This is a genomic window from Streptomyces alanosinicus (assembly GCF_014650595.1).
Classification (GTDB): domain Bacteria; phylum Actinomycetota; class Actinomycetes; order Streptomycetales; family Streptomycetaceae; genus Streptomyces; species Streptomyces alanosinicus.
Genome location: NZ_BMVG01000014.1, coordinates 78,364 through 97,316, shown reverse-complemented (window position 1 = coordinate 97,316; position 18,953 = coordinate 78,364). Strand labels below are relative to the sequence as shown.

17 protein-coding genes and 1 pseudogene are annotated in these 18,953 nt (G+C 71.1%); 10 read left to right on the top strand and 8 right to left on the bottom strand.

What is annotated here, in order from left to right:
• The first annotated feature begins 17 nt into the window (after positions 1 to 17).
• Positions 18 to 815, top strand: a complete 798-nt coding sequence (locus IE277_RS26165; RefSeq protein WP_189956156.1) for a maleylpyruvate isomerase family mycothiol-dependent enzyme — start codon at positions 18 to 20, stop codon at positions 813 to 815.
• An 80-nt stretch (positions 816 to 895) separates the two neighbouring features.
• Here the strand turns inward: IE277_RS26165 and IE277_RS26160 are convergent, their stop codons facing one another.
• The 6 genes from IE277_RS26160 to IE277_RS26135 form a co-directional block, all read right to left on the bottom strand.
• A complete protein-coding gene (locus tag IE277_RS26160; RefSeq protein WP_229881970.1) occupies positions 896 to 1,558 on the bottom strand; it encodes an LAETG motif-containing sortase-dependent surface protein in 663 nt (220 codons plus the stop codon).
• 223 nt (positions 1,559 to 1,781) lie between these two features.
• Positions 1,782 to 2,192 (bottom strand): VOC family protein, encoded by a 411-nt coding sequence (locus tag IE277_RS26155; protein WP_189956154.1) that lies wholly within the window; start codon positions 2,190 to 2,192, stop codon positions 1,782 to 1,784.
• Positions 2,193 to 2,338: 146 nt separating this feature from the next.
• Complete coding sequence (locus tag IE277_RS26150; RefSeq protein WP_189956153.1) at positions 2,339 to 3,811, bottom strand: hypothetical protein; 1,473 nt, start codon at positions 3,809 to 3,811, stop codon at positions 2,339 to 2,341.
• A complete protein-coding gene (locus IE277_RS26145; protein ID WP_189956152.1) occupies positions 3,793 to 4,533 on the bottom strand; it encodes an ABC transporter ATP-binding protein in 741 nt (246 codons plus the stop codon). The genes IE277_RS26150 and IE277_RS26145 overlap by 19 nt, the downstream gene beginning before the upstream one ends.
• Before the next feature lie 209 nt (positions 4,534 to 4,742).
• Positions 4,743 to 6,125, bottom strand: coding sequence for an aspartate aminotransferase family protein (locus tag IE277_RS26140; RefSeq protein WP_229881969.1), 1,383 nt, complete (start codon positions 6,123 to 6,125; stop codon positions 4,743 to 4,745).
• Positions 6,110 to 6,628, bottom strand: coding sequence for an Lrp/AsnC family transcriptional regulator (locus IE277_RS26135; RefSeq protein ID WP_189956150.1), 519 nt, complete (start codon positions 6,626 to 6,628; stop codon positions 6,110 to 6,112). Before IE277_RS26135 ends, IE277_RS26140 begins: the two co-directional genes overlap by 16 nt.
• A gap of 170 nt (positions 6,629 to 6,798) precedes the next feature.
• Between IE277_RS26135 and IE277_RS26130 the strand changes: the two genes are divergently transcribed.
• A complete protein-coding gene (locus IE277_RS26130) occupies positions 6,799 to 8,238 on the top strand; it encodes a gamma-aminobutyraldehyde dehydrogenase (RefSeq protein WP_189956149.1) in 1,440 nt (479 codons plus the stop codon).
• Between the two features lie 57 nt (positions 8,239 to 8,295).
• On the opposite strand, the gene IE277_RS26125 is transcribed toward IE277_RS26130, so the two are convergent.
• Positions 8,296 to 9,300, bottom strand: coding sequence for an aldo/keto reductase (locus IE277_RS26125; protein ID WP_189956148.1), 1,005 nt, complete (start codon positions 9,298 to 9,300; stop codon positions 8,296 to 8,298).
• A 147-nt stretch (positions 9,301 to 9,447) separates the two neighbouring features.
• On the opposite strand from IE277_RS26125, the gene IE277_RS26120 reads away from it, so the two are divergent.
• Together IE277_RS26120 and IE277_RS26115 are read left to right on the top strand one after the other, a co-directional pair.
• Positions 9,448 to 10,332 carry a helix-turn-helix transcriptional regulator gene (locus IE277_RS26120; protein ID WP_189956147.1) on the top strand — a complete coding sequence of 295 codons (885 nt, stop codon included), beginning with the start codon at positions 9,448 to 9,450 and terminating at the stop codon, positions 10,330 to 10,332.
• 144 nt (positions 10,333 to 10,476) lie between these two features.
• Positions 10,477 to 11,640 carry an ABC transporter substrate-binding protein gene (locus IE277_RS26115; protein WP_189956227.1) on the top strand — a complete coding sequence of 388 codons (1,164 nt, stop codon included), beginning with the start codon at positions 10,477 to 10,479 and terminating at the stop codon, positions 11,638 to 11,640.
• Positions 11,641 to 11,837: 197 nt separating this feature from the next.
• On the opposite strand, the gene IE277_RS26110 is transcribed toward IE277_RS26115, so the two are convergent.
• Positions 11,838 to 12,332, bottom strand: coding sequence for a hypothetical protein (locus IE277_RS26110; protein ID WP_189956146.1), 495 nt, complete (start codon positions 12,330 to 12,332; stop codon positions 11,838 to 11,840).
• Positions 12,333 to 12,567: 235 nt separating this feature from the next.
• On the opposite strand from IE277_RS26110, the pseudogene IE277_RS50105 reads away from it, so the two are divergent.
• The 6 genes and pseudogenes from IE277_RS50105 to IE277_RS26080 form a co-directional block, all read left to right on the top strand.
• Positions 12,568 to 13,042: pseudogene (locus IE277_RS50105) on the top strand (DUF6177 family protein); the annotation flags it as partial.
• A gap of 589 nt (positions 13,043 to 13,631) precedes the next feature.
• Positions 13,632 to 14,774 (top strand): globin domain-containing protein, encoded by a 1,143-nt coding sequence (locus IE277_RS26100; RefSeq protein ID WP_189956144.1) that lies wholly within the window; start codon positions 13,632 to 13,634, stop codon positions 14,772 to 14,774.
• Between the two features lie 94 nt (positions 14,775 to 14,868).
• On the top strand, positions 14,869 to 16,014 hold the full coding sequence (locus IE277_RS26095) for a nitric oxide synthase oxygenase (RefSeq protein ID WP_189956143.1): 1,146 nt from the start codon (positions 14,869 to 14,871) through the stop codon (positions 16,012 to 16,014).
• 181 nt (positions 16,015 to 16,195) lie between these two features.
• Complete coding sequence (locus IE277_RS26090) at positions 16,196 to 17,158, top strand: hypothetical protein (RefSeq protein WP_229881968.1); 963 nt, start codon at positions 16,196 to 16,198, stop codon at positions 17,156 to 17,158.
• A 31-nt stretch (positions 17,159 to 17,189) separates the two neighbouring features.
• Positions 17,190 to 17,846: a hypothetical protein gene (locus IE277_RS26085; RefSeq protein ID WP_189956142.1), complete on the top strand. Its 657-nt coding sequence runs from the start codon at positions 17,190 to 17,192 to the stop codon at positions 17,844 to 17,846.
• A complete protein-coding gene (locus tag IE277_RS26080; RefSeq protein WP_229881967.1) occupies positions 17,830 to 18,804 on the top strand; it encodes an inositol monophosphatase family protein in 975 nt (324 codons plus the stop codon). The genes IE277_RS26085 and IE277_RS26080 overlap by 17 nt, the downstream gene beginning before the upstream one ends.
• The last annotated feature ends 149 nt before the right edge of the window (positions 18,805 to 18,953 follow it).

The following is an 18,953-nucleotide window of genomic DNA, read 5'->3' as shown; positions in this document are numbered from 1 at the left end:
GCGCCTAGGGTGGGGTCATGACCCTACTCGCGCATGATCGATACTGCGATGAAATCGCCCATCAGGTAGAGCAGTTGAGGGCTGTTGTGACCTCCGGTGCCGACCTGTCCGCGACCGTGCCGACCTGCCCGGACTGGTCGCTGGAGGATCTCGTACGGCACATGGGCGGCGCCCTGCGCTGGGTGGACACCCTGGTCCGTACCCGGGCGCAGGAGAACGTCCCGCCGGAGCGGGTTCCGCTGGCCAAGGGCCCGGAGAAGCGGGGCGACGCGGCCGCCCTGGACGAGTGGCTCGCGCAGACCGGGGAGCTGGTCGTCGGCGCACTGCGCGAGGCCGGGCCGGACGCCGAGGTGTGGGCGTTTGCCGGAGTGCCGAACGCCGGGTTCTGGGCCCGCCGCATGACCCACGAGATCACCGTGCACCGCGCCGACGCCACGCTCGCGGCCGGGCTGCCGTACGAGGTCGCGCCGGACATCGCCGCCGACGCGGTGGACGAGTGGCTCCAGATCGTGCAGTGGGCGCAGCGGAACATGCCGAAGGACCCGAAGCGGGATCTGCGCCGGCCGGGCGACAGCATCCATCTGCACGCCACCGACACCGAGCCGGCGTTGGACGCCGAGTGGCTCATCGACCTGGACGGGGAGGTGATCGACTGGCGGCGCGGGCACGAGAAGGCCACGGTCGCCCTGCGCGGCCCGCTCAGCTCCCTGCTGCTCGCCTTCTACGGCCGGCTGCCGCTGGACGCCCCCGGGCTGGAGATCCTCGGTGAGCGGGAGCTGCTGGAGTTCTGGCAGCAGCGCGCGACCTTCGGCTGACCGGGCCCCGGCACACGACCGCGGCCCGTCCCCTGGGGATAGGGGGACGGGCCGCGGTGGCGTACGTGAGGGGTGCGGCGTCAGCTGTCGCCGCGGGCGCCGCGACGGCGCATGCCGAGGAAGACCGCGCCACCGCCGACGACGACCAGCGCGCCCGCGATGCCGGCGATCAGGCCGGTGTTGGAGTTGGCACCGGTCTCGGCGAGGTTCGAGTTGCCGGCCGCCGGGGACGGCGCGTTGCTCGGCGCCGCGCTCGCCGGGGCGGAGCTGGACTCGGAGGCCGACGGGGTCGGGGTCGCCGACCCGGACGGGGCGGACGTCGACGGCGACGGCTTCGGCGTCGTGGAGGCCGGCGGGGTCGGGGTGGAGCTCTCGCTCTTGCAGGCGGCGGCCGGGGTCGTCAGACCGCCTGCGATGTCCTTGTCGACGTAGGGGCTGGCCGTGACGTGGACGCGGTACGTCGCGTTCGGCTTCCACTTCTCCGAGAAGGTGATCGCGGTGCCCGCGGCGGAGCCCTTGACCTCCTGCTGGCCGATCTGCTTCTCGACCCCGCCGTTGTTCGTGCGGAACACGGTGATGGTGGCGGGGGTACCGGAGGCGTCGGTGTCGGTGACGACGATGACACCCTGGGCGCCGTCGCACTTGGCTTCGGCCTTGAACTCACTGATGTTGCACGCGAACGCGGAGCTCGACAGGCCCAGCACGACCGCGGCCGAGGCGGAGACAACACCCAGAATGCGCACGGAACGGCGTGCGCTACGGCGAGTTATGGACACGTTTGTCCTTTACTTTGTGCATAACTGCGGGGGGCTGAGGGGGAGTTGGGGCGACGGATGAGGTGAGGCCCCAGCACCCCCAAGAGGCTCACAGGTTTATAAGCGCTCCATAAGCAGTGTCAATGCATATGCCGCCGAGGGCAGTTGGCTTTGCCTGCTTATTAGGTACGGAGACGTTTGAGGGAGCGGGTCAGCCCTGGATCGCGGACGGATCCATCCACATGACCTCCCAGGAGTGGCCGTCGAGGTCGTCGAAGCCGCGGCCGTACATGAAGCCGTGGTCCTGGGTCTGGCCGCTCGGCGTGCCGCCCGCCGCGATCGCCCGGTCGACCAGCTCGTCCACCTTCTCGCGGCTCTCGGCACTCAGACAGACGAGCACCTCGCTGGTCGTGGTCGCGTCGGCGATCTCCTTCTTGGTGAAGGTCGAGTAGAACGGCTTGGTGAGCAGCATCGCGAAGATCGTGTCGCTGATCACCACCGAGGCCGCCTTCTCGTCGCTGAACTGCGGGTTGATCGTGTAGCCGAGTTCCGTGAAGAACTTCTTCGAGGCGTCGAGGTCGTTCACGGGCAGGTTCACGAAGATCATCTGCTGGTGCGTCATGAGGGTCTCTCTCCCGTGGTGGTGTGTGCCGGGGTCGGTGTGTTCGGTGGGTAGACCGGGGGCCCCGGGGAAACTCATCGGCCACGGGAGGTCTTTTTCCGCACGGATTTCGCACGGCTTTCGCACGGACGTGCGCGGCGGGCGGCTCAGCGCGGCACGGGGAGTTCCGCCACGGCGGCGACGACGAGGGTGAGCGGTGCGAACAGCGCCAGCAGGGCCGCCGCGCGCAGGGCCGCGGCCGCGCGCAGCGTGCCGGCCGGGGCGCCGAGCCGGAGCAGCGCGGCGGTCGTGTCGGCCCGGCACTGGCGGGTCTCCACGGCCGCGGTGAGCACGGTGGCGACCGTGCAGCCGGTGACGAGCAGCGCGCCGAGGGTGGTCAGGGGGCCGAACGCCGGTGCCGAGCCGGCGTACAGCATGGTCATGGCGTAGCCGGCGGACGCGACCGCGCTGACGACACCCAGCGGGCGGCCGATGCGGGTGGCTTCCGTCATGAGGACCCGGCCGGCGAGGAGACGGAGCGCGCCGGGCCGGATGGACTGCAGCAGACGCCCGCAGAAATGGGTGAGCCCGGGCGCGGCGAGGACCAGGCCGGTGGCGGTGAGGAGCCAGCCGGTGAGGACGACGAGGTTCGAGCGGTGGGCGTAGGACTGGACGGCGAGGCCGCTGGTCAGGAGGGCGACGCCCCAGGGGAAGCCGACGGGGCTGTCCTTGGCGGGGCGGGCGGTGATGTCGCTCCAGGCCATGTCCGGTGTCCGGGTCCCGGAATCGCGCACGCCGCCCGGCACCGGGCCGGCACCGTCCGCGGCCACCGAGGCCGTCTCGCCGGTACGGCCGCCCGCCGGCCGGCCGCTGCCCTTCCCGCTGCCCTTCCCGCTGTCCTGTCCGCCGCCCTCGGCCGACGGCCTGGCGCCGGTGTCCTCGGCCGCCGGCCGGTCGGCGCCGGGCCGGGGCCGCCCGCTGTCGTCGTCCGGGCTCGGGGCGTCGTCCGCGGTCCGCCGGCCGAAGCGCGCGCCGAACCGGCCGTACGCTCCGAACGTCTCGCGTGCCACCGCCTGGCCGTACGCCCCGAAGCGGCCGTAGCCGCGCCGGCCCGGGGCGGCGGGGCGGGGGTCCTTCGGGCGCAGGGACAGGGCCACCGTCGTCGAGGCGGCGGCCGGCAGCAGGGTCAGCAGGGTCAGGACGGCCGGGACGGGCAGGGGGAGGTCGGCCGCCAGGAAGTCCGCCGCCGCACCGTCGAAGGGCATGCCCGTCAGGTCGCCGCGCAGATGGAGGAAGACCAGCAGGGCGAGCAGCGAGCCGAGCGCACAGGACAGGGCCGTGGTCAGCGCGGAGACCGCCATCAGCCGCGCCGGGCCGAGGCCTACGGCGGACAGGCCGGGGCGCGACCGGGTGCCGGGGTCGGTGCGGGCGACGGCGAGCGCGAAGTAGACCGTGGCGGCGAACGGCACCGTGCACCAGGCGAGCCGCAGTGCGGCGGCGCCGGCCCGTTCCGGGTGGCCCATGGCGTAGCCGAGGCAGGCCAGCATCAGGAAGCCGGTGCCGCCGGTCGCCGCGGCCACCAGCAGGCGGCGCAGCTGGACGGCGGGCCGGGCAGCGCGGGTCAGACGGAGAGCGAGCACGCGGCCCGGCCTTCCGTGTCGGGCGCGTCCGGCAGGTACAGGGTGCTCACCCGCCGGCCGTCCAGCAGGGTCAGGCTGCGGTCGACGAGACCGCCGGCGACGGCGTCGTGCGAGGTGAGGACCACGGTGAGGCCGTGCGAGCGGGCGGCCGTGGTGAGCGTGCGCAGCACATGGGTGCGGTCGGAGTGGTGCAGCGGTGCCGTCGGTTCGTCGGCGAACAGCACGGTGGGGGCCGGTACCAGCGCGCGGGCGATCGAGACCCGCTGCCGTTCGGCCTGCTGGAGCTCGCTCGGGCGCTTGCGTGCCTTGTCGCCGACGTCGAGCCGCTCCAGCCACTCCAGCGCGGCGACCTTGGCCCGGCGGCGGCCGGCGCCGCGCAGCATCAGCGGGAGCGCGACGTTCTCCCAGGCGTTCAGCTCGGGGACCAGGACCGGTGCGGGGTCGATCCAGCCGAAGCGGTCCCGGCGCAGCCGCTCGCGGCGCATCGGGCCCAGGGTGTGCAGGGGGGTGCTGTTGAACCAGACCTCGCCCTCGCGCACCGGCACCAGGCCGGACAGACAGCGCAGCAGGGTCGTCTTGCCGCTGCCGCGCGGGCCGGTGACGGCGAGGATCTCGCCCTCGCGTACGGCGAGCGAGACCCCGGCGAGTCCGGGCGACCCGTCGGGGTGCCTGAAGTGCAGCGAGCGTGCCCACAGCACGTCGTTGTCCGGCGGGGCCTCCATGGGCGTACACCTCGGTTCTGATCCGTATTTCCCGTGCCTGTTCCCTCGTCCGGGGGAACGAACGCTGGGCTGATCGGTCACTGGAACGCTAGGCAGCCGGTACCGGACGGCCGGACAGCACACGGCCCCGGGCCGCCGTTCTCACTCGAACGGGGGCACCGGGGCCGGTGTTCATCATCCGGAAGGATCAAAGGATCATCCGAGTGTGATCAGAGCTTCGTCCACGCCTCCGTGAGGGTGGCGCGCAGGATCTGCTCGATCTCGTCGAAGGTCTCCTGGTTGGAGATCAGCGGCGGGGCGAGCTGGATGACCGGGTCGCCGCGGTCGTCGGCACGGCAGTACAGGCCGTTGTCGAAGAGCGCCTTGGAGAGGAAGCCGTACAGGACGCGCTCGGTCTCCTCCTCGTTGAAGGACTCCTTGGTGTTCTTGTCCTTCACCAGCTCGATGCCGTAGAAGAAGCCGTTGCCGCGGACGTCGCCGACGATCGGCAGGTCGTGCAGCTTCTGCAGGGTCCGCAGGAAGGCGCCCTCGTGGTCCAGCACGTGCTGGTTGATGTTCTCGCGCTCGAACAGGTCGAGGTTGGCGAGACCCACCGCGGCGGAGACCGGGTGGCCGCCGAAGGTGTAGCCGTGCAGGAAGGTGTTGTCGCCCTTGTAGAACGGCTCGGCGAGACGGTCCGAGATGATGCAGGCGCCGATCGGGGAGTAGCCCGAGGTCATGCCCTTGGCGCAGGTGATCATGTCCGGGACGTAGCCGAACTTGTCGCAGGCGAACATCGTGCCCAGGCGGCCGAAGGCGCAGATGACCTCGTCCGACACCAGCAGGACGTCGTACTGGTCGCAGATCTCGCGCACGCGCTGGAAGTAGCCGGGCGGCGGCGGGAAGCAGCCGCCGGCGTTCTGCACCGGCTCCAGGAAGACCGCGGCGACGGTGTCGGGGCCCTCGAAGAGGATCTGCTGCTCGATCTGGTCGGCGGCCCAGCGGCCGAAGGCCTCGGGGTCGTCACCGAAGAGCGGGGCGCGGTAGATGTTGGTGTTCGGCACCTTGTGCGCGCCCGGGACGAGCGGCTCGAACGGCGCCTTCAGACCGGGCAGACCCGTGATGGACAGGGCGCCCTGCGGGGTGCCGTGGTAGGCGACCGCGCGGGATATGACCTTGTACTTGGTCGGCTTGCCCTGGAGCTTGAAGTACTGCTTGGCGAGCTTCCAGGCGGTTTCGACGGCCTCGCCGCCGCCGGTGGTGAAGAAGACCTTGTTGAGGTCGCCCGGGGCGTAGTCGGCGAGGCGCTCGGCCAGCTCCACGGCCTTCGGGTGGGCGTAGGACCACACCGGGAAGAACGCCAGCTCCTGGGCCTGCTTGAAGGCGGTCTCGGCGAGTTCCGTGCGGCCGTGACCGGCCTGGACCACGAACAGGCCCGCGAGACCGTCGAGGTAGCGCTTGCCCTTGTCGTCGTAGATGTAGGTGCCCTCACCCCGGACGATCGTCGGGACAGGGGAGTTCTCGTACGAGGACATGCGGGTGAAGTGCATCCACAGGTGGTCGTACGCGGTGCGGCTGAGGTCCTTCTGGCTCACGGTTATCGGGTTCCCCACATGTAGGTCTGCTTCTTCAGCTTCAGATAAACGAAGCTTTCGGTGGAGCGCACCCCGGGCAGCGCCCGGATGCGTTTGTTGATGACGTCCAGCAGGTGGTCGTCGTCCTCGCAGACGATCTCGGCGAGGATGTCGAACGAGCCCGCGGCCATCACCACGTACTCGACTTCCGACATGCCGGTCAGCGCGTCCGCGATCGACTCGACATCGCCCTCGACGTTGACACCGACCATCGCCTGCCTGCGGAAGCCCACGGTGAGCGGGTCCGTGACGGCGACGATCTGCATCACGCCCTGGTCCAGCAGCTTCTGGACGCGCTGGCGCACGGCCGCCTCGGAGAGGCCGACGGCCTTGCCGATCGCGGCGTACGGCCGGCGGCCGTCCTCCTGGAGCTGCTGGATGATGGCGAGGGAGACGGCATCCAACGTCGGGGTGCCGTTCCTGGACTCGCGGGACGAGTCCCTCTGGTCTGCGCTTCGACTGGCCACGACCTCACTGTGCACGAGGCTTCGACAGTTCCGCAAGCCCCAACCGATGAAATTCGTTGTCTGAGCCTTCGAACCTTGCGGATTTCGCAGAAGTGGTGCGGGTGGGGGTGTTGAAAACGTGGGCCTGGCGACTAGGGTGGGTGTCTCATCAGTCGGACAGTGAGAACCAGATCAGGAGGCCGGCAGTGAGCACCGAGCTGCGTCGTCTGCGCAACTACATCGACGGTGAGTTCCGCGACGCCGCCGACGGACGGACCACCGAGGTGGTCAACCCCGCGACGGGCGAGGCGTACGCGACCGCGCCGCTGTCCGGGCAGGCGGATGTGGACGCCGCCATGGAGGCCGCCGCCCGTGCCTTCCCGGCCTGGCGCGACACCACCCCCGCCGAGCGGCAGAAGGCGCTGTTGAAGATCGCGGACGCGTTCGAGGAGCGCGCCGAGGACCTGATCGCGGCCGAGGTGGAGAACACGGGCAAGCCGACCGGGCTCACCCGCTCCGAGGAGATCCCGCCGATGGTCGACCAGATCCGCTTCTTCGCGGGCGCGGCGCGGCTGCTGGAGGGCCGCTCGGCCGGCGAGTACATGGAGGGGATGACCTCGATCGTCCGCCGTGAGCCGGTCGGCGTCTGCGCCCAGGTCGCCCCGTGGAACTACCCGATGATGATGGCGGTGTGGAAGTTCGCCCCGGCCATCGCCGCCGGCAACACGGTCGTCCTGAAGCCGTCGGACACCACCCCCGCCTCCACCGTCCTCATGGCCGACATCATCGGCTCGATCCTGCCCGAGGGCGTCTTCAACGTCGTCTGCGGCGACCGTGACACCGGCCGTCTGATGGTCGAGCACGACACCCCGGCGATGGCCTCGATCACCGGCTCGGTCCGCGCGGGCATGTCCGTCGCCGAGTCCGCCTCCAAGGACCTCAAGCGGGTCCACCTGGAGCTGGGCGGCAAGGCTCCGGTCGTCGTCTTCGAGGACACCGACATCGCCAAGGCCGTCGAGGACATCTCCGTGGCGGGCTTCTTCAACGCCGGCCAGGACTGTACGGCCGCGACCCGCGTCCTCGTCCAGGCCTCCATCCACGACGAGTTCGTGGCCGCGCTCGCCAAGGCCGCGTCCGAGACGAAGACCGGCCAGCCGGACGACGAGGACGTCCTGTACGGCCCGCTGAACAACCCCAACCAGCTCAAGCAGGTCTCCGGCTTCATCGAGCGCCTGCCCGCGCACGCCAAGGTCGAGGCGGGCGGCCAGCAGGTCGGCGAGAAGGGCTACTTCTACGCCCCGACCGTCGTCTCCGGCCTGAAGCAGGACGACGAGATCATCCAGAACGAGGTCTTCGGCCCGGTCATCACCGTCCAGTCCTTCGCGGACGAGGACCAGGCCGTCGCGTGGGCCAACGGCGTCGAGTACGCCCTCGCCTCCTCGGTGTGGACCAAGGACCACGCCCGCGCGATGCGCATGTCCAAGAAGCTCGACTTCGGCTGCGTGTGGATCAACACCCACATCCCGCTGGTCGCCGAGATGCCCCACGGCGGCTTCAAGAAGTCCGGCTACGGCAAGGACCTGTCGGCGTACGGCTTCGAGGACTACACGCGCATCAAGCACGTGATGACGTCCCTGGGCGAGTAACGCTCGGGAAAACACCGGCCCCGGTCAGGAAGCCACCCTGTCCGGGGCCGCGCTGTGTCACTCGCCCGCCACGAACTCCAGCTCCTGCTCGGTGAGTCGGAGGCCGGCAGCCTGCTCCCAGTCCGCCATCTGCCCCGGGTGCCGCGCCCCCGCGATCGCCCCCGTGACGCCCCTGCGGGCCAGCACCCAGGCGATCGCCACCGACCCCACCGTCGTACCGTGCGCCTGTGCGACCGTCCGGAGCCGGTCCACCGTACGGAGGTTGGTGTCCAGGTCCGTCGTGAAGTCCGGGTGGGTGCGGCGCCAGTCGGACGGGTCGAGCAAGGCCAGCCGCTCCCGGGTGAAGGTCCCGCTGAGCAGGCCCGAGTGGAGCGGCTGGTAGGGGATCACCCCGGCGCCGTGGTCGGCGGCCCACTCGATCTCCGGCTCGGCCGAGCGGTTGAGGAGGGACAGCGGGGGCTGAACGGCGTCGACCGGGGCGATGCGCTGCGCCACCGCCAGCTGCTCGGGGCCGTGGTTGGACAAGCCGATCGCCCGCACCTTGCCTTCCGCCTTCAGGTCGGCCATCACCTGCCAGTACTCCTCCAGCGGGGTGGCCCGCGCGTCCTCAGGAGGCTCGGTGCCGTCCCAGTTCAGGGACGCGCCGGTGTCCGGCCAGTGCACCTGGTACAGGTCGATCACCTCCACGCCGAGCCGGCGCAGCGAGTCCTCGACCTCGCGCCGTACGCTGTCGGGCCGCATGATCCGGCGCGGTGCCGCGGCCGGGTTCGCCGGGTCCCAGACCAGGCCCACCTTCGTGAAGACGTACGGCCGGTCGGCCGCGGGAAGCCCGGCCAGCGCCTTGCCGACCACCTCCTCGGAGTGCCCGAGCCCGTACACGGCGGCGGTGTCGATCCAGTTGACGCCCAGCTCGACCGCCCGGTGCACGGTCTCGATGGACTGCCGGTCGTCCTGGGCGCCCCAGGTGAAGCGCCAGCCGTCACCGCCGAACGTCCAGGCGCCGAGCCCGATCGCGGAGATGTCGAGGCCGGAGGCGCCGAGGGGGCGGAGGGGGAGAGTCATCGTCGTCACGTCCTTGTCGCGTTCGTCTGTCCGTTCTGCTGACGTCCACGACTCTGCGCGACCCGTCACCCCTCTCGACAGGCAAGCTTTATAGGGGGGAAAGACTTGGCCACCCTCGCCGCCGCGAGGCGCCGGATACTGGAGCGCATGACGGCACCCGGCGAACGACGCACCGAACTCAGCCAGTTCCTCAGGTCCCGGCGGGCCCGGCTCACCCCGGCCGACGTGGGCCTGACCGCGTACGGGCCCCGGCGCGTGCCCGGACTGCGGCGCGAGGAACTGGCACAGCTGGCCGGGGTGAGCGTCGAGTACTACGTACGCCTGGAGCAGGGCCGCAACCCGCATGTCTCGGACGGGGTGCTGGAGGCCGTGGGCCGGGCGCTGCGCCTGGACGCGGCCGAGCGGGCGCACCTGCGCAACCTGGCCCGGCCCGACCGCGCCCTGCCGGACACGGCACCGGCCCCGACGGCCCCGACGGCGATACGGCCGTCCCTGCGCCGGCTGCTCGACGCCCAGCCCGGCCCCGCCTATGTCTGCGGCCACCTCACCCAGGTGCTGGCCTGGAACGCGCTCGCCGCCGCGGTCTTCGGCGACTTCGGCGACGTACCGCACGAGCGGCGGACGTTCGCGCACCTGATCTTCCTGGAACCCCGCTACCGCGCCCTGTTCGCGGACAGCTGGGGGCCGAAGGCGGCGGCGACGGTGGCGTTCCTGCGGGTGAGCGTGGGCCGGTATCCCGACGATCCCGCGCTCGCCGCACTCATCGGCACGCTCGCCATGAAGAGCGAGGAGTTCGCCGGGCTGTGGGCCCGCCAGGACGTGGCCGAGAAGGGCCCCGGCCGCTACACCCTGTGCCATCCGCTGGTCGGGCCGCTCACCCTGGACTTCGAGGTGCTGCACACGCCCGAGCCGGGCCAGGTTCTCGTGAGCTACCTCCCGGCGCCCGAACCGGGGGCTGCCGAGGCGCTGGGCCTGGTCGGAAGCTGGGGGGTGACCGACGCCGGGGCGGCGCACGACCCGGGCACGGCATGACCCAGAGCTGACCGGGGCATGACCACCGCGGATCGACAAGGTGTCGGACAGGCGAGGGCATGCTCGACGCAGCGTCGATTGTCCGTCCGGCGGGCGGGCAGGCATCCTTCCGTGGTGCCCCAGACTTCCTCTCGTACGTCCGTGATGTCACGCCGCTCCCTTCTGCGCGCCCTCGGCGGCACCGCGGCGCTCGGCGCCCTGGCCGGCTGTGGGGTGCCGGCCGCCTATGTCGCGCCCGGCGACCGGGCCGTCACCGACGAGTCCGCGGCCGACAAGAAGCTGACCTGGGCGAACTGGCCGCTGTACATCGACACCGACGACAAGAACCCGAACCGGCGGCCCACGCTGGAGGCGTTCGCGAAGCGCACCGGGATCAAGGTCGACTACGTCGAGGAGATCAACGACAACGACGAGTTCTTCGGCAAGATCAGCCCCGCGCTGATGAACCACCAGGCGACCGGCCGCGATCTGATCGTCATGAGCGACTGGATGTGCGCGCGGTTCGTGCGCCTCGGCTGGGTGGAGCAGATGGACCGCGCCCATCAGCCGAACGTCGCGAAGTACCTGGACCCGCTGCTGCGCTCACCCGCCTTCGACAAGGGCCGGCTGTGCACCGTGCCCTGGCAGTCGGGCATCACCGGCATCGCCTACAACCGCAAGAAGCTCGGCCGCGAGATCCGGCACGTCAAGGATCTCTGGGCGAGCGACCTCAAGGGCCGCGTGACCCTTCTCTCCGGCCTGGACGAGTCCTTCGCGCTGCTCATGCAGGGCAACGGCGTGGACATCACCCGCTGGACGGCGGCCGACTTCCACACGGTCTGCGACGAGGTGGAGCGGCAGATCCGCCGCGGCCAGATCCGCCGCTTCACGGGCAACGACTACACCAAGGACCTGGTCAGCGGTGACGTGCTGGCCTGCCAGGCCTACTCCGGCGATGTGATCCAGCTCCAGGCCGACAATCCCGACATCCGCTTCGTCGTCCCCGAGGAGGGCGCCGAACTCTGGTCGGACTCCCTGATGATCCCCAACCGGGCCCGCCACAAGGCCAACGCCGAGCGCCTGATCGACTACTACTACGATCCCGCGGTCGCCGCGAAGCTCGCCGCCTGGGTCAACTACGTCTGCCCGGTCCCGGCCGCCAAGGAGGTCCTCGCGGCCGCCCCGGACAAGGACACCGCGGCCCTCGCCGACAACCCGCTGATCTTCCCCGACAGCTCGATGCGCAGGCGCCTCGCCATCGCCCGCGACATCACCTCCACGGAACGGGTGGAGTTCGCCAAGCGCTGGAACAAGATCGTGGGGTTGTGACCACCACGAACCGGCGACGAGTCGCACGGTCCCGCAACAGAGACCGAGACTCCCGCGATCAAGTGCCGGAATTCATCGACCGTCGCATGTGAGCCGCTCGTTGTGCTGCACGAGCGCGGCGGGGTGTTCTTCGTCGAGAACGGAGTGGCGCTGGACGCCGCGGACAGAGAGGCGAATTGACCGAGGCGGTGTCACCGCTACCGCGCCGTGCAGAACACGCAGCCCTCCCAGTACGGCAGCGCACTGAGTACACGGTGCCGTGCGCACGAGGCCGTCGCCGCTTCCTCAGGGCCGGGGAAGGCCGTGGGCGGCCCGTCGCCGCGGGGCGCCGGGGTGTACGCGGCCACCATGGCGCGGAAGCGGCGCAGATAGTCCGCGGCGAAAGCCGGGACGTAGTCCAACTCGTCCCACCGGTGCCGGTTCAGGGCCAGGTCGGTGACGCGGAGGACGAAGTCCTTGTTCCGCGCCCGCTCTTCGGGTGAAGCGCCCCAGTCGATGTCCTCCAGGTCGAAGCCGACCGCTCCCCGCCCCATGATGCTCTGGTCCTGCAGCGCGAGGAGGGCGGCGAAGCGGTAGTCCCACGGCTGCTCCACGAGATCGGTCACCGCCAGCATCAGGACGTCCACGAATACCGCCGTGCCGCCGTTGCTCAAGTAAAGACCGTCGCCATCGCCGTAGAAGGTGTTGCCCACCGCGCCATCCTATCGCCGTCGCCCGTCCCGGCGCCCTCGCCAAAGGGCGCGAAAGGAAAGGGCTCCAAAAAGTGACGGAGTCGGCCCAGTGATGAGTTCTGCGGTCGGGAGGCCATGCGACAGCGCAGGGAATTGAGCGGGATTACGCCCCTCGGCCAAAGACAGCGGACCGACGTCGTTCTGTCCGCCGATGAACGGATCGGCCGGCTGCCGCCCGACATTCTCCCGCTCCCGTCCCGACCTCCAGGTCCGGTCCGCCGCCGAAGGAGCGGTCATCCAGCTCTGCGACGCGGAGGGCCGCCCCCTCGTCCCCGTCGAGGCCTTGTTGACGACGAGCGGAAGTGGTGGACCGAGGCCCGCGCCTCCACCGCGGTGCCCGAGGCCGAACGGCTCGCGGAGGCCTTCGACCCGCGCCTCGCGACCCTGCTCGGCGGCACCGCCTGGCCGTCGGACGCGCCCGGCGCCGACGACCCGGCCCACCCCGTCGACACCTCCGGGATCACGGCCGTCCCCACGCCCGCCGCCGCACAACCCGCCGTCGACGTGCTCACCGACAAGGTCGCCGTGGTCCTCCAGGACCGGCCGTCATCAGCATGACCGGCTGGCTCTCCCTCCCCACCAGCACCGCGCTCACCGGCCCGACCACGCGCTGGGTCGTCCAGGACCTTGACTGCGGCTACTACGACGGCCTCTCCGGAGCTTCCGCACGATCCACCAGCCCGACGCCCGCCCCGGATATCCGGATTTACCGCCAGAGATCACCTTCAGCCCGGTGAATTCACGTGGTATTACGCTGTCATAAGTCATGCCAGCTATGACTTCTGAATCCACCGCACTCCTGAAAGCGACTGGTTTCGGATCACAATACGGAGCGAGTTCCGATATCTCGCCGGCGGTCTGTGGAGCAAAAGCGCGCGAGTGGCGGCGAGGCCGTGCCAATCCTTTGGTTGACGGGTGAAGATTGTGTATTAGGGTGAATGCGTTCCTGCCCGTTCCCAAGTCGCCCGTGTGCGGCCGAGTTGATCTCTGGCGTCGTATCGCGACGGCGTCACAGCCGAATGGCGGTGCCCGCTCCCCGCTGCTCTGACACTGAATTTCTTTCATGGTGATGACGATTCGATCTGCAGCGGGAGGCGCCCGGTGATCTTCTCCCGTGCGTCGAGAGGACGCCGTGACGCGGTGGATGCCACGGCGCAGCCACCGGAATCAGCAGCCCCTCCTCCCACTCCCACTCCCTCGCCCCCGGCGCCGAGTCCGCCGCCGGACCTCGTGCCGCTGACCGCGGAGGAAGTCGCCCTGATGCGCGCGAGCGTGGCCGTGGTCGGCCCGTACGCGGCGGACATGACGGTCTATTTCTACGCCATCCTGTTCACCCGCTACCCCGAGGTGCGCGGGCTCTTCCCGGACAACCTGGACGTCCAGCGCGACCGGTTGCTGCGCGGGCTGCTGCAGATCGTCGACCTCGTCGACGACCCGGAGAACCTGATCCGGTTCTGCGGCCGGCTCGGTCGCGACCACCGCAAGTTCGGGGCGCTGGACGGCCACTACCCCGCGGTGGGCGAGTGCCTGCTCGCGGCCCTGGCCCGCTACGCCGGCCCGGAGTGGAGCCCGGAGCTGGCCGCCGCGTGGACGCACGGATACGGCGTCGTCGCCCAGGTGATGACGCACGCCGCGGCGGAGGACGCACGCACGGCGCCCGCGGTGTGGGAGGCGGAGATCATCCACCACCGGCACCGCGGCCACGGCATCGCGGAGATCACCGTGCGGCCCGACGCGCCCTACCCGTACACGGCGGGCCAGTACGCGAGCGTGGAGACGCCCTGGCACCCCAAGGCATGGCGCTACTACTCGCCCGCGCACGCCCCGCGCCCGGACAACACCGTGACCTTCCATGTGCGTGCGGTCGCCCAGGGCCAGGTCAGCCAGGGCCTGGTCTACGGCGCGAAGCCCGGGGACGTGGTGCGGCTCGGACCCACCCAGGGCGACATGACGCTCGACCCGCGTACCGACCGGGATCTGGTGTGCGTGGCCGGCGGGACCGGCATGGCCCCCATCAAGGCCCTGGTCGAGGACGCGGCCCGCACCGGGACAGAGCGCTATGTCGACGTCTTCGTCGGTGCGCGGACCGCCGAGGAGCTCTACGGCCTGGACGACATGCTCAGGATGTCCCAGCGGCACCACTGGCTCTCGGTGCGGGCCGCGGTGTCGCACGAGCGTATTGCGGGGCTGGAGGGCACCCTGCCGCGGGTACTGACGGAGTTCGGGCCGTGGTACCGGCACGAGGCGTTCCTCTCCGGGCCGGTGGACATGGTCACGCAGGCCAGCGCCACCCTGGCCCGGCAGGGGATCCCGCAGGAGCGGATCCACTTCGACCCCTTCGACGTGCCCGCGCTGGAGGCCGCGCTGCTGCCCCGGCGGTTGCGGGAACCGCCCGAGGACTGAGCGTCAGGCCCATCCGGCCCATCCGGCCCCGGCCGTGCGGCCACTCGCTTGCCGCGCCCGTGTGAGCAGCAGCCCCCGAGCAGGAGAGAATCCGGTGCAACTCCCCCCTTCGTCCGACCCGGCCCGGTGCCGCCCGTCGGCGCACGAGGTCGTCCTGACGGCGGCCGAGGTGTTCATCCGCCAGTTCGCCGCCGAGACCCCGGGCGCCGGCGATCCGCGCCGACGGCTCGCGGAGGTCGCCGCGGAGGTGGAGCGCTTCGGCACGTACGAACACACCCCGGCGGAGTTGGCGTTCGGCGCGCGCGTGGCCTGGCGCAACGCGGCGCGCTGCATAGGCCGGCTCTACTGGAACAACCTGATCGTGCGGGACCTTCGGCATGTCACGCATCCCGACGACATCGCCGGTGAGTGCTTCGAGCATCTGCGGATCGCGACCAACGGAGGCCGCATCCGGCCGGTCATCAGCGTCTTCGCCCCCGATCGCCCCGGCCGGCCCGCCGCGACGCTGCTGGGCGAGCAGCTGGTGCGCTACGCGGACGACCCGCGCAGCACCCGCCGGGCGGCGCTGGCCAGGGACCTGGGCTGGAAGGGCGGCGAGACCCCCTTCGAGGTGCTCCCGTTGCTGGTGCGGCCCGGCCCCGGCCGGACCCCGGAGTTCTACGAGGTGCCCGAGGACGCCGTGCTGGAGGTGCCGTTGACGCATCCGCGTCATCCCGGGTTCGCCGACCTCGGTCTGCGCTGGTACTCGGTGCCGGCCGTCAGCGACATGTCGCTGGAGATCGGCGGGGTCACCTACCCGGCCGCGCCCTTCAACGGCTGGTACATGGGCACCGAGATCGGCTCCCGCAATCTCGCCGACACCAACCGCTACAACCTGCTGCCCGCCGTCGCCGAACTGTTCGGCCTCGACACCCGCGACGAGCGCACCCTGTGGCGGGACCGCGCCCTGGTCGAGCTGAACCTGGCGGTCCTGCACTCCTACGACCGGGCGGGGGTGAGCATGGCCGACCACCACACCGAGTCGCGGCGGTTCCTCGCGCACGTGGACCGCGAGAAGCGGCACGGGCGCCCGGTGCCGGCCGACTGGAGCTGGATCGTCCCGCCCCTGTCCGGAGGGGCGACCGCGGTCTTCCACCGCTACTACGACCCCGTGGACCCCGACCAGCGGCCGGCCTTCGTGCACCGCACCACGAGCGCGCCGAAGGGATGCCCCTACGGCGCGGCCCGAGCGGGCATGTGATCCTCCCGGTGCCGGGGTCCTCAGCCCACTCCCCCGTCGGACGCTCGTCACAGGAGCCAGGCGCCGCCGAGGAGTTGCCACCCCCGCCGATCTGTCGTGAGCCTGTTTCGGCTGGTTTGACGCATGGCTGACCAAGTGCCCTTGCTCCTACGATGGAAGCCGCCGTCGGGGGAGGGTGCTCGTGACCAGCAGCACGCCGCAGGGGGCCGGGCACCGGCTGGAGAACGCGATCGCCTGGGCGCTCAGAAACGTGGACGGGGTCGTCGCCATCGGCGTCGCCCTGGTCGTCGGGGTCATGGACGTCCTCAACCAGAACATGGACGACAACATCGTCTCCGGCGCCACCCTGCTCGTGCTCGCGGCGCTGGTGTACGGCTCGCTCACTGAGCGCCGCCGCCGGATGGCCGACCTGCGCGCCGCGACCGCCGGGACCAGCCGGGCCATCGAGGACCTGGCCATGGTGCGCGCGCTCTCCGGCGCCGAGGTCGCGCTCGCGCACGAGCGGGCCCGGCGCGCCACCACCCGCTGGGTGTTCAAGGGCGGCACCGGCACCTATCTGCGGGCCGTCACCCTGCCCGAGTGCGTGCTCGAAGCCCAGCGGCAGCGGCGCTCCCTCAGCATGAAGATCGACATCATCAACCCCGCCGACGACCATGTCTGCGCCGCCTACGCCCGGTTCCGCAGCACCTTCGGGCCGGGCGCCGGAAGCGGCCTCGCCGAGTGGACCGTGGAGCGCACCCGCAAGGAGGCGTACGCCACCGTCGTCGCCGCCTGCTGGCACCGGCAGCGGCTGGACACCCTGGAGATCGACGTCCATCTGTCCTCGGTGGCCCCGACGCTGCGGTTCGACCTCTCCGACACCTGCCTGATCATCACCCAGGACGACCCCAGCCGGGTCAGCCTCTGCGTCGAGCGGGACCGGCCGCTCTACGACTACTACGTCACCGAGCTGCACCAGAGCCGGGAACAGGCGGTCAAGCTCGATCTGCGCGAGGCCGTCCCGCTCGCCGACGACCCCACCGTGGACGAGGTCGGGCGCCTGCTGGACCGGCTCGGCCTGCCGCTTCCGCCGAGCTTCACCGACCGTGACGTCGGCGACATCATCGACAAGGCGCTGCGCGCGGAGAACCCGTACCGCAGGTGAGCGCCGTGTTCCGGCCAAGGGGGAAAGGAACATGGACTACCCGGCCCTCGAACGGGCCGCCCGGCGGCACGCCGCCGCCGAGCTGATCCGACACGCCGAATCGGAACTGGACCGGATCGTCTCGGGCCGCGCCGCGCTGCGTGCGATACGCCATCCACTGGGCTTCGTCTGCCTGCCCGTCCTGCGCGACGGCGACGACGGCGTCTGCGTCCACGTCTTCGGCACACCGGACGCGGAGCCCGACCACTCCGTGCCCCAAGTGCACTGCCACAGCTGGGACCTGACCAGCACCGTGCTGTACGGGCGGCTCGACAACCGGCGCGTGGACGTGCACGACGATCCCGGCGAGCCCACCCACCGGGTCTTCGAAGTCCTCAGCGATCCGTCCGGAGTCGACGAACTGCGGCCCACCCCGCGCCTGGTACGGCTGCGGCCCGGCGCGCGGCAGAGCAGCGCGCGCGGCCAGAGCTACACCCTCCCCGCGGGTGAATTCCACACCAGCGTGGTGCCCGACGGCCGCCCCACCGCCACCCTGGTCCTGGGGCGGACCCTGCCCGGCCGGGTGGACCTCTCGCTGGGCCCGCCGTCCGCCCCCGGGCATCGCATGGTCCGCCGGACGTGCGACGCGACCCAGACCGCCCGGATCGCTCGGGCCGCCCTCAGGAGGATCCATGAGCCCGAACCCTGACCCGTCCTCCTCCGCAGACGGCTACGCCGTCGAGCGCCGTACGGCCGTGGGCGCCGCCGAGGAGGCCGGGGCGCTGCTGCGGTCCCGCTACCCCGACGGGTTCGCCGCCCGCCCCAAGGGCGAACTCGGCGACGTCGTCACCGACCTGGACGTCGCCGCCGAACAACTGGTGGTGGGCCGGATCCGGGACCGCTTCCCGCACGACCGGATCCTGGCGGAGGAGTCCGGCGAACTCGCCGGCGACGGCGGCGGCCGCACCTGGCTGATCGATCCCCTCGACGGCAGTAACAACGTCGTCATCGGCCTGCCCGTCTACGTCGTCGGGGTCGCCCTCTGCGTCGAGGACACGCCCGTCGTGGGCGTCGTCCATGACCCGCTCACCGGCCGTACCTGGTCCGCCCTGCGCGGCGGCGGGGCCCAGGGACCGGCCGGGCGCCTCGCCGTTCCGCCGCGCGCCCGCCCGCTCTCCGCCGCGGGCCCCCTGCTGGCCTGGACCCAGGGCCACGCGGTCTCCCGCGACGACCCCGTCGCCTGCGATCTGCGCCACACCCTCGAACTCCGCTCCCGCCGCCTGCTCCAGCTGTGGGCGCCGCTGGTCGCCTGGGCGATGCTCGCCCGAGGCGACATCGACGGCTTCGTCGGCTACCGCGCGGAGGCGATCGACCTCCCCGCCGGCGCGCTGCTCGCCCGCGAGGCGGGGGTCGTTCTACGGCACCTCGACGGCGCGGAGTTCGGCGGCGGCTACGGCGGCCCCGACACGGGGCGGTCCTTCGTCGCCGGGCGCCCGGAGATGCTGCCGCACCTCCTCGACCTCGTCAGCCCTTTCTCCCTCGGCACCGAGGACACTCACAGGGGGGAAACCGCCCCGACAGGTCCAGCGGCGCGGCGTTCCTCGGCGGCCGGTACGTCACCGTCGGCCCCCAGGTCCGGCCACTGTCCCGGGACACCGCCAGCGTGAGAAACACGCTGACGAAACCGTCCTCTTCCTTGTCCTGCATTCCCGCGCCTTTCACTTTCCGTGGCGATACATGCACAGAGTGATGTGGACGGGAGTACCTTCGGTAGATGACCGAGCGTGACAAAGGGGTTTGCAAGAGGGGGAGTTGA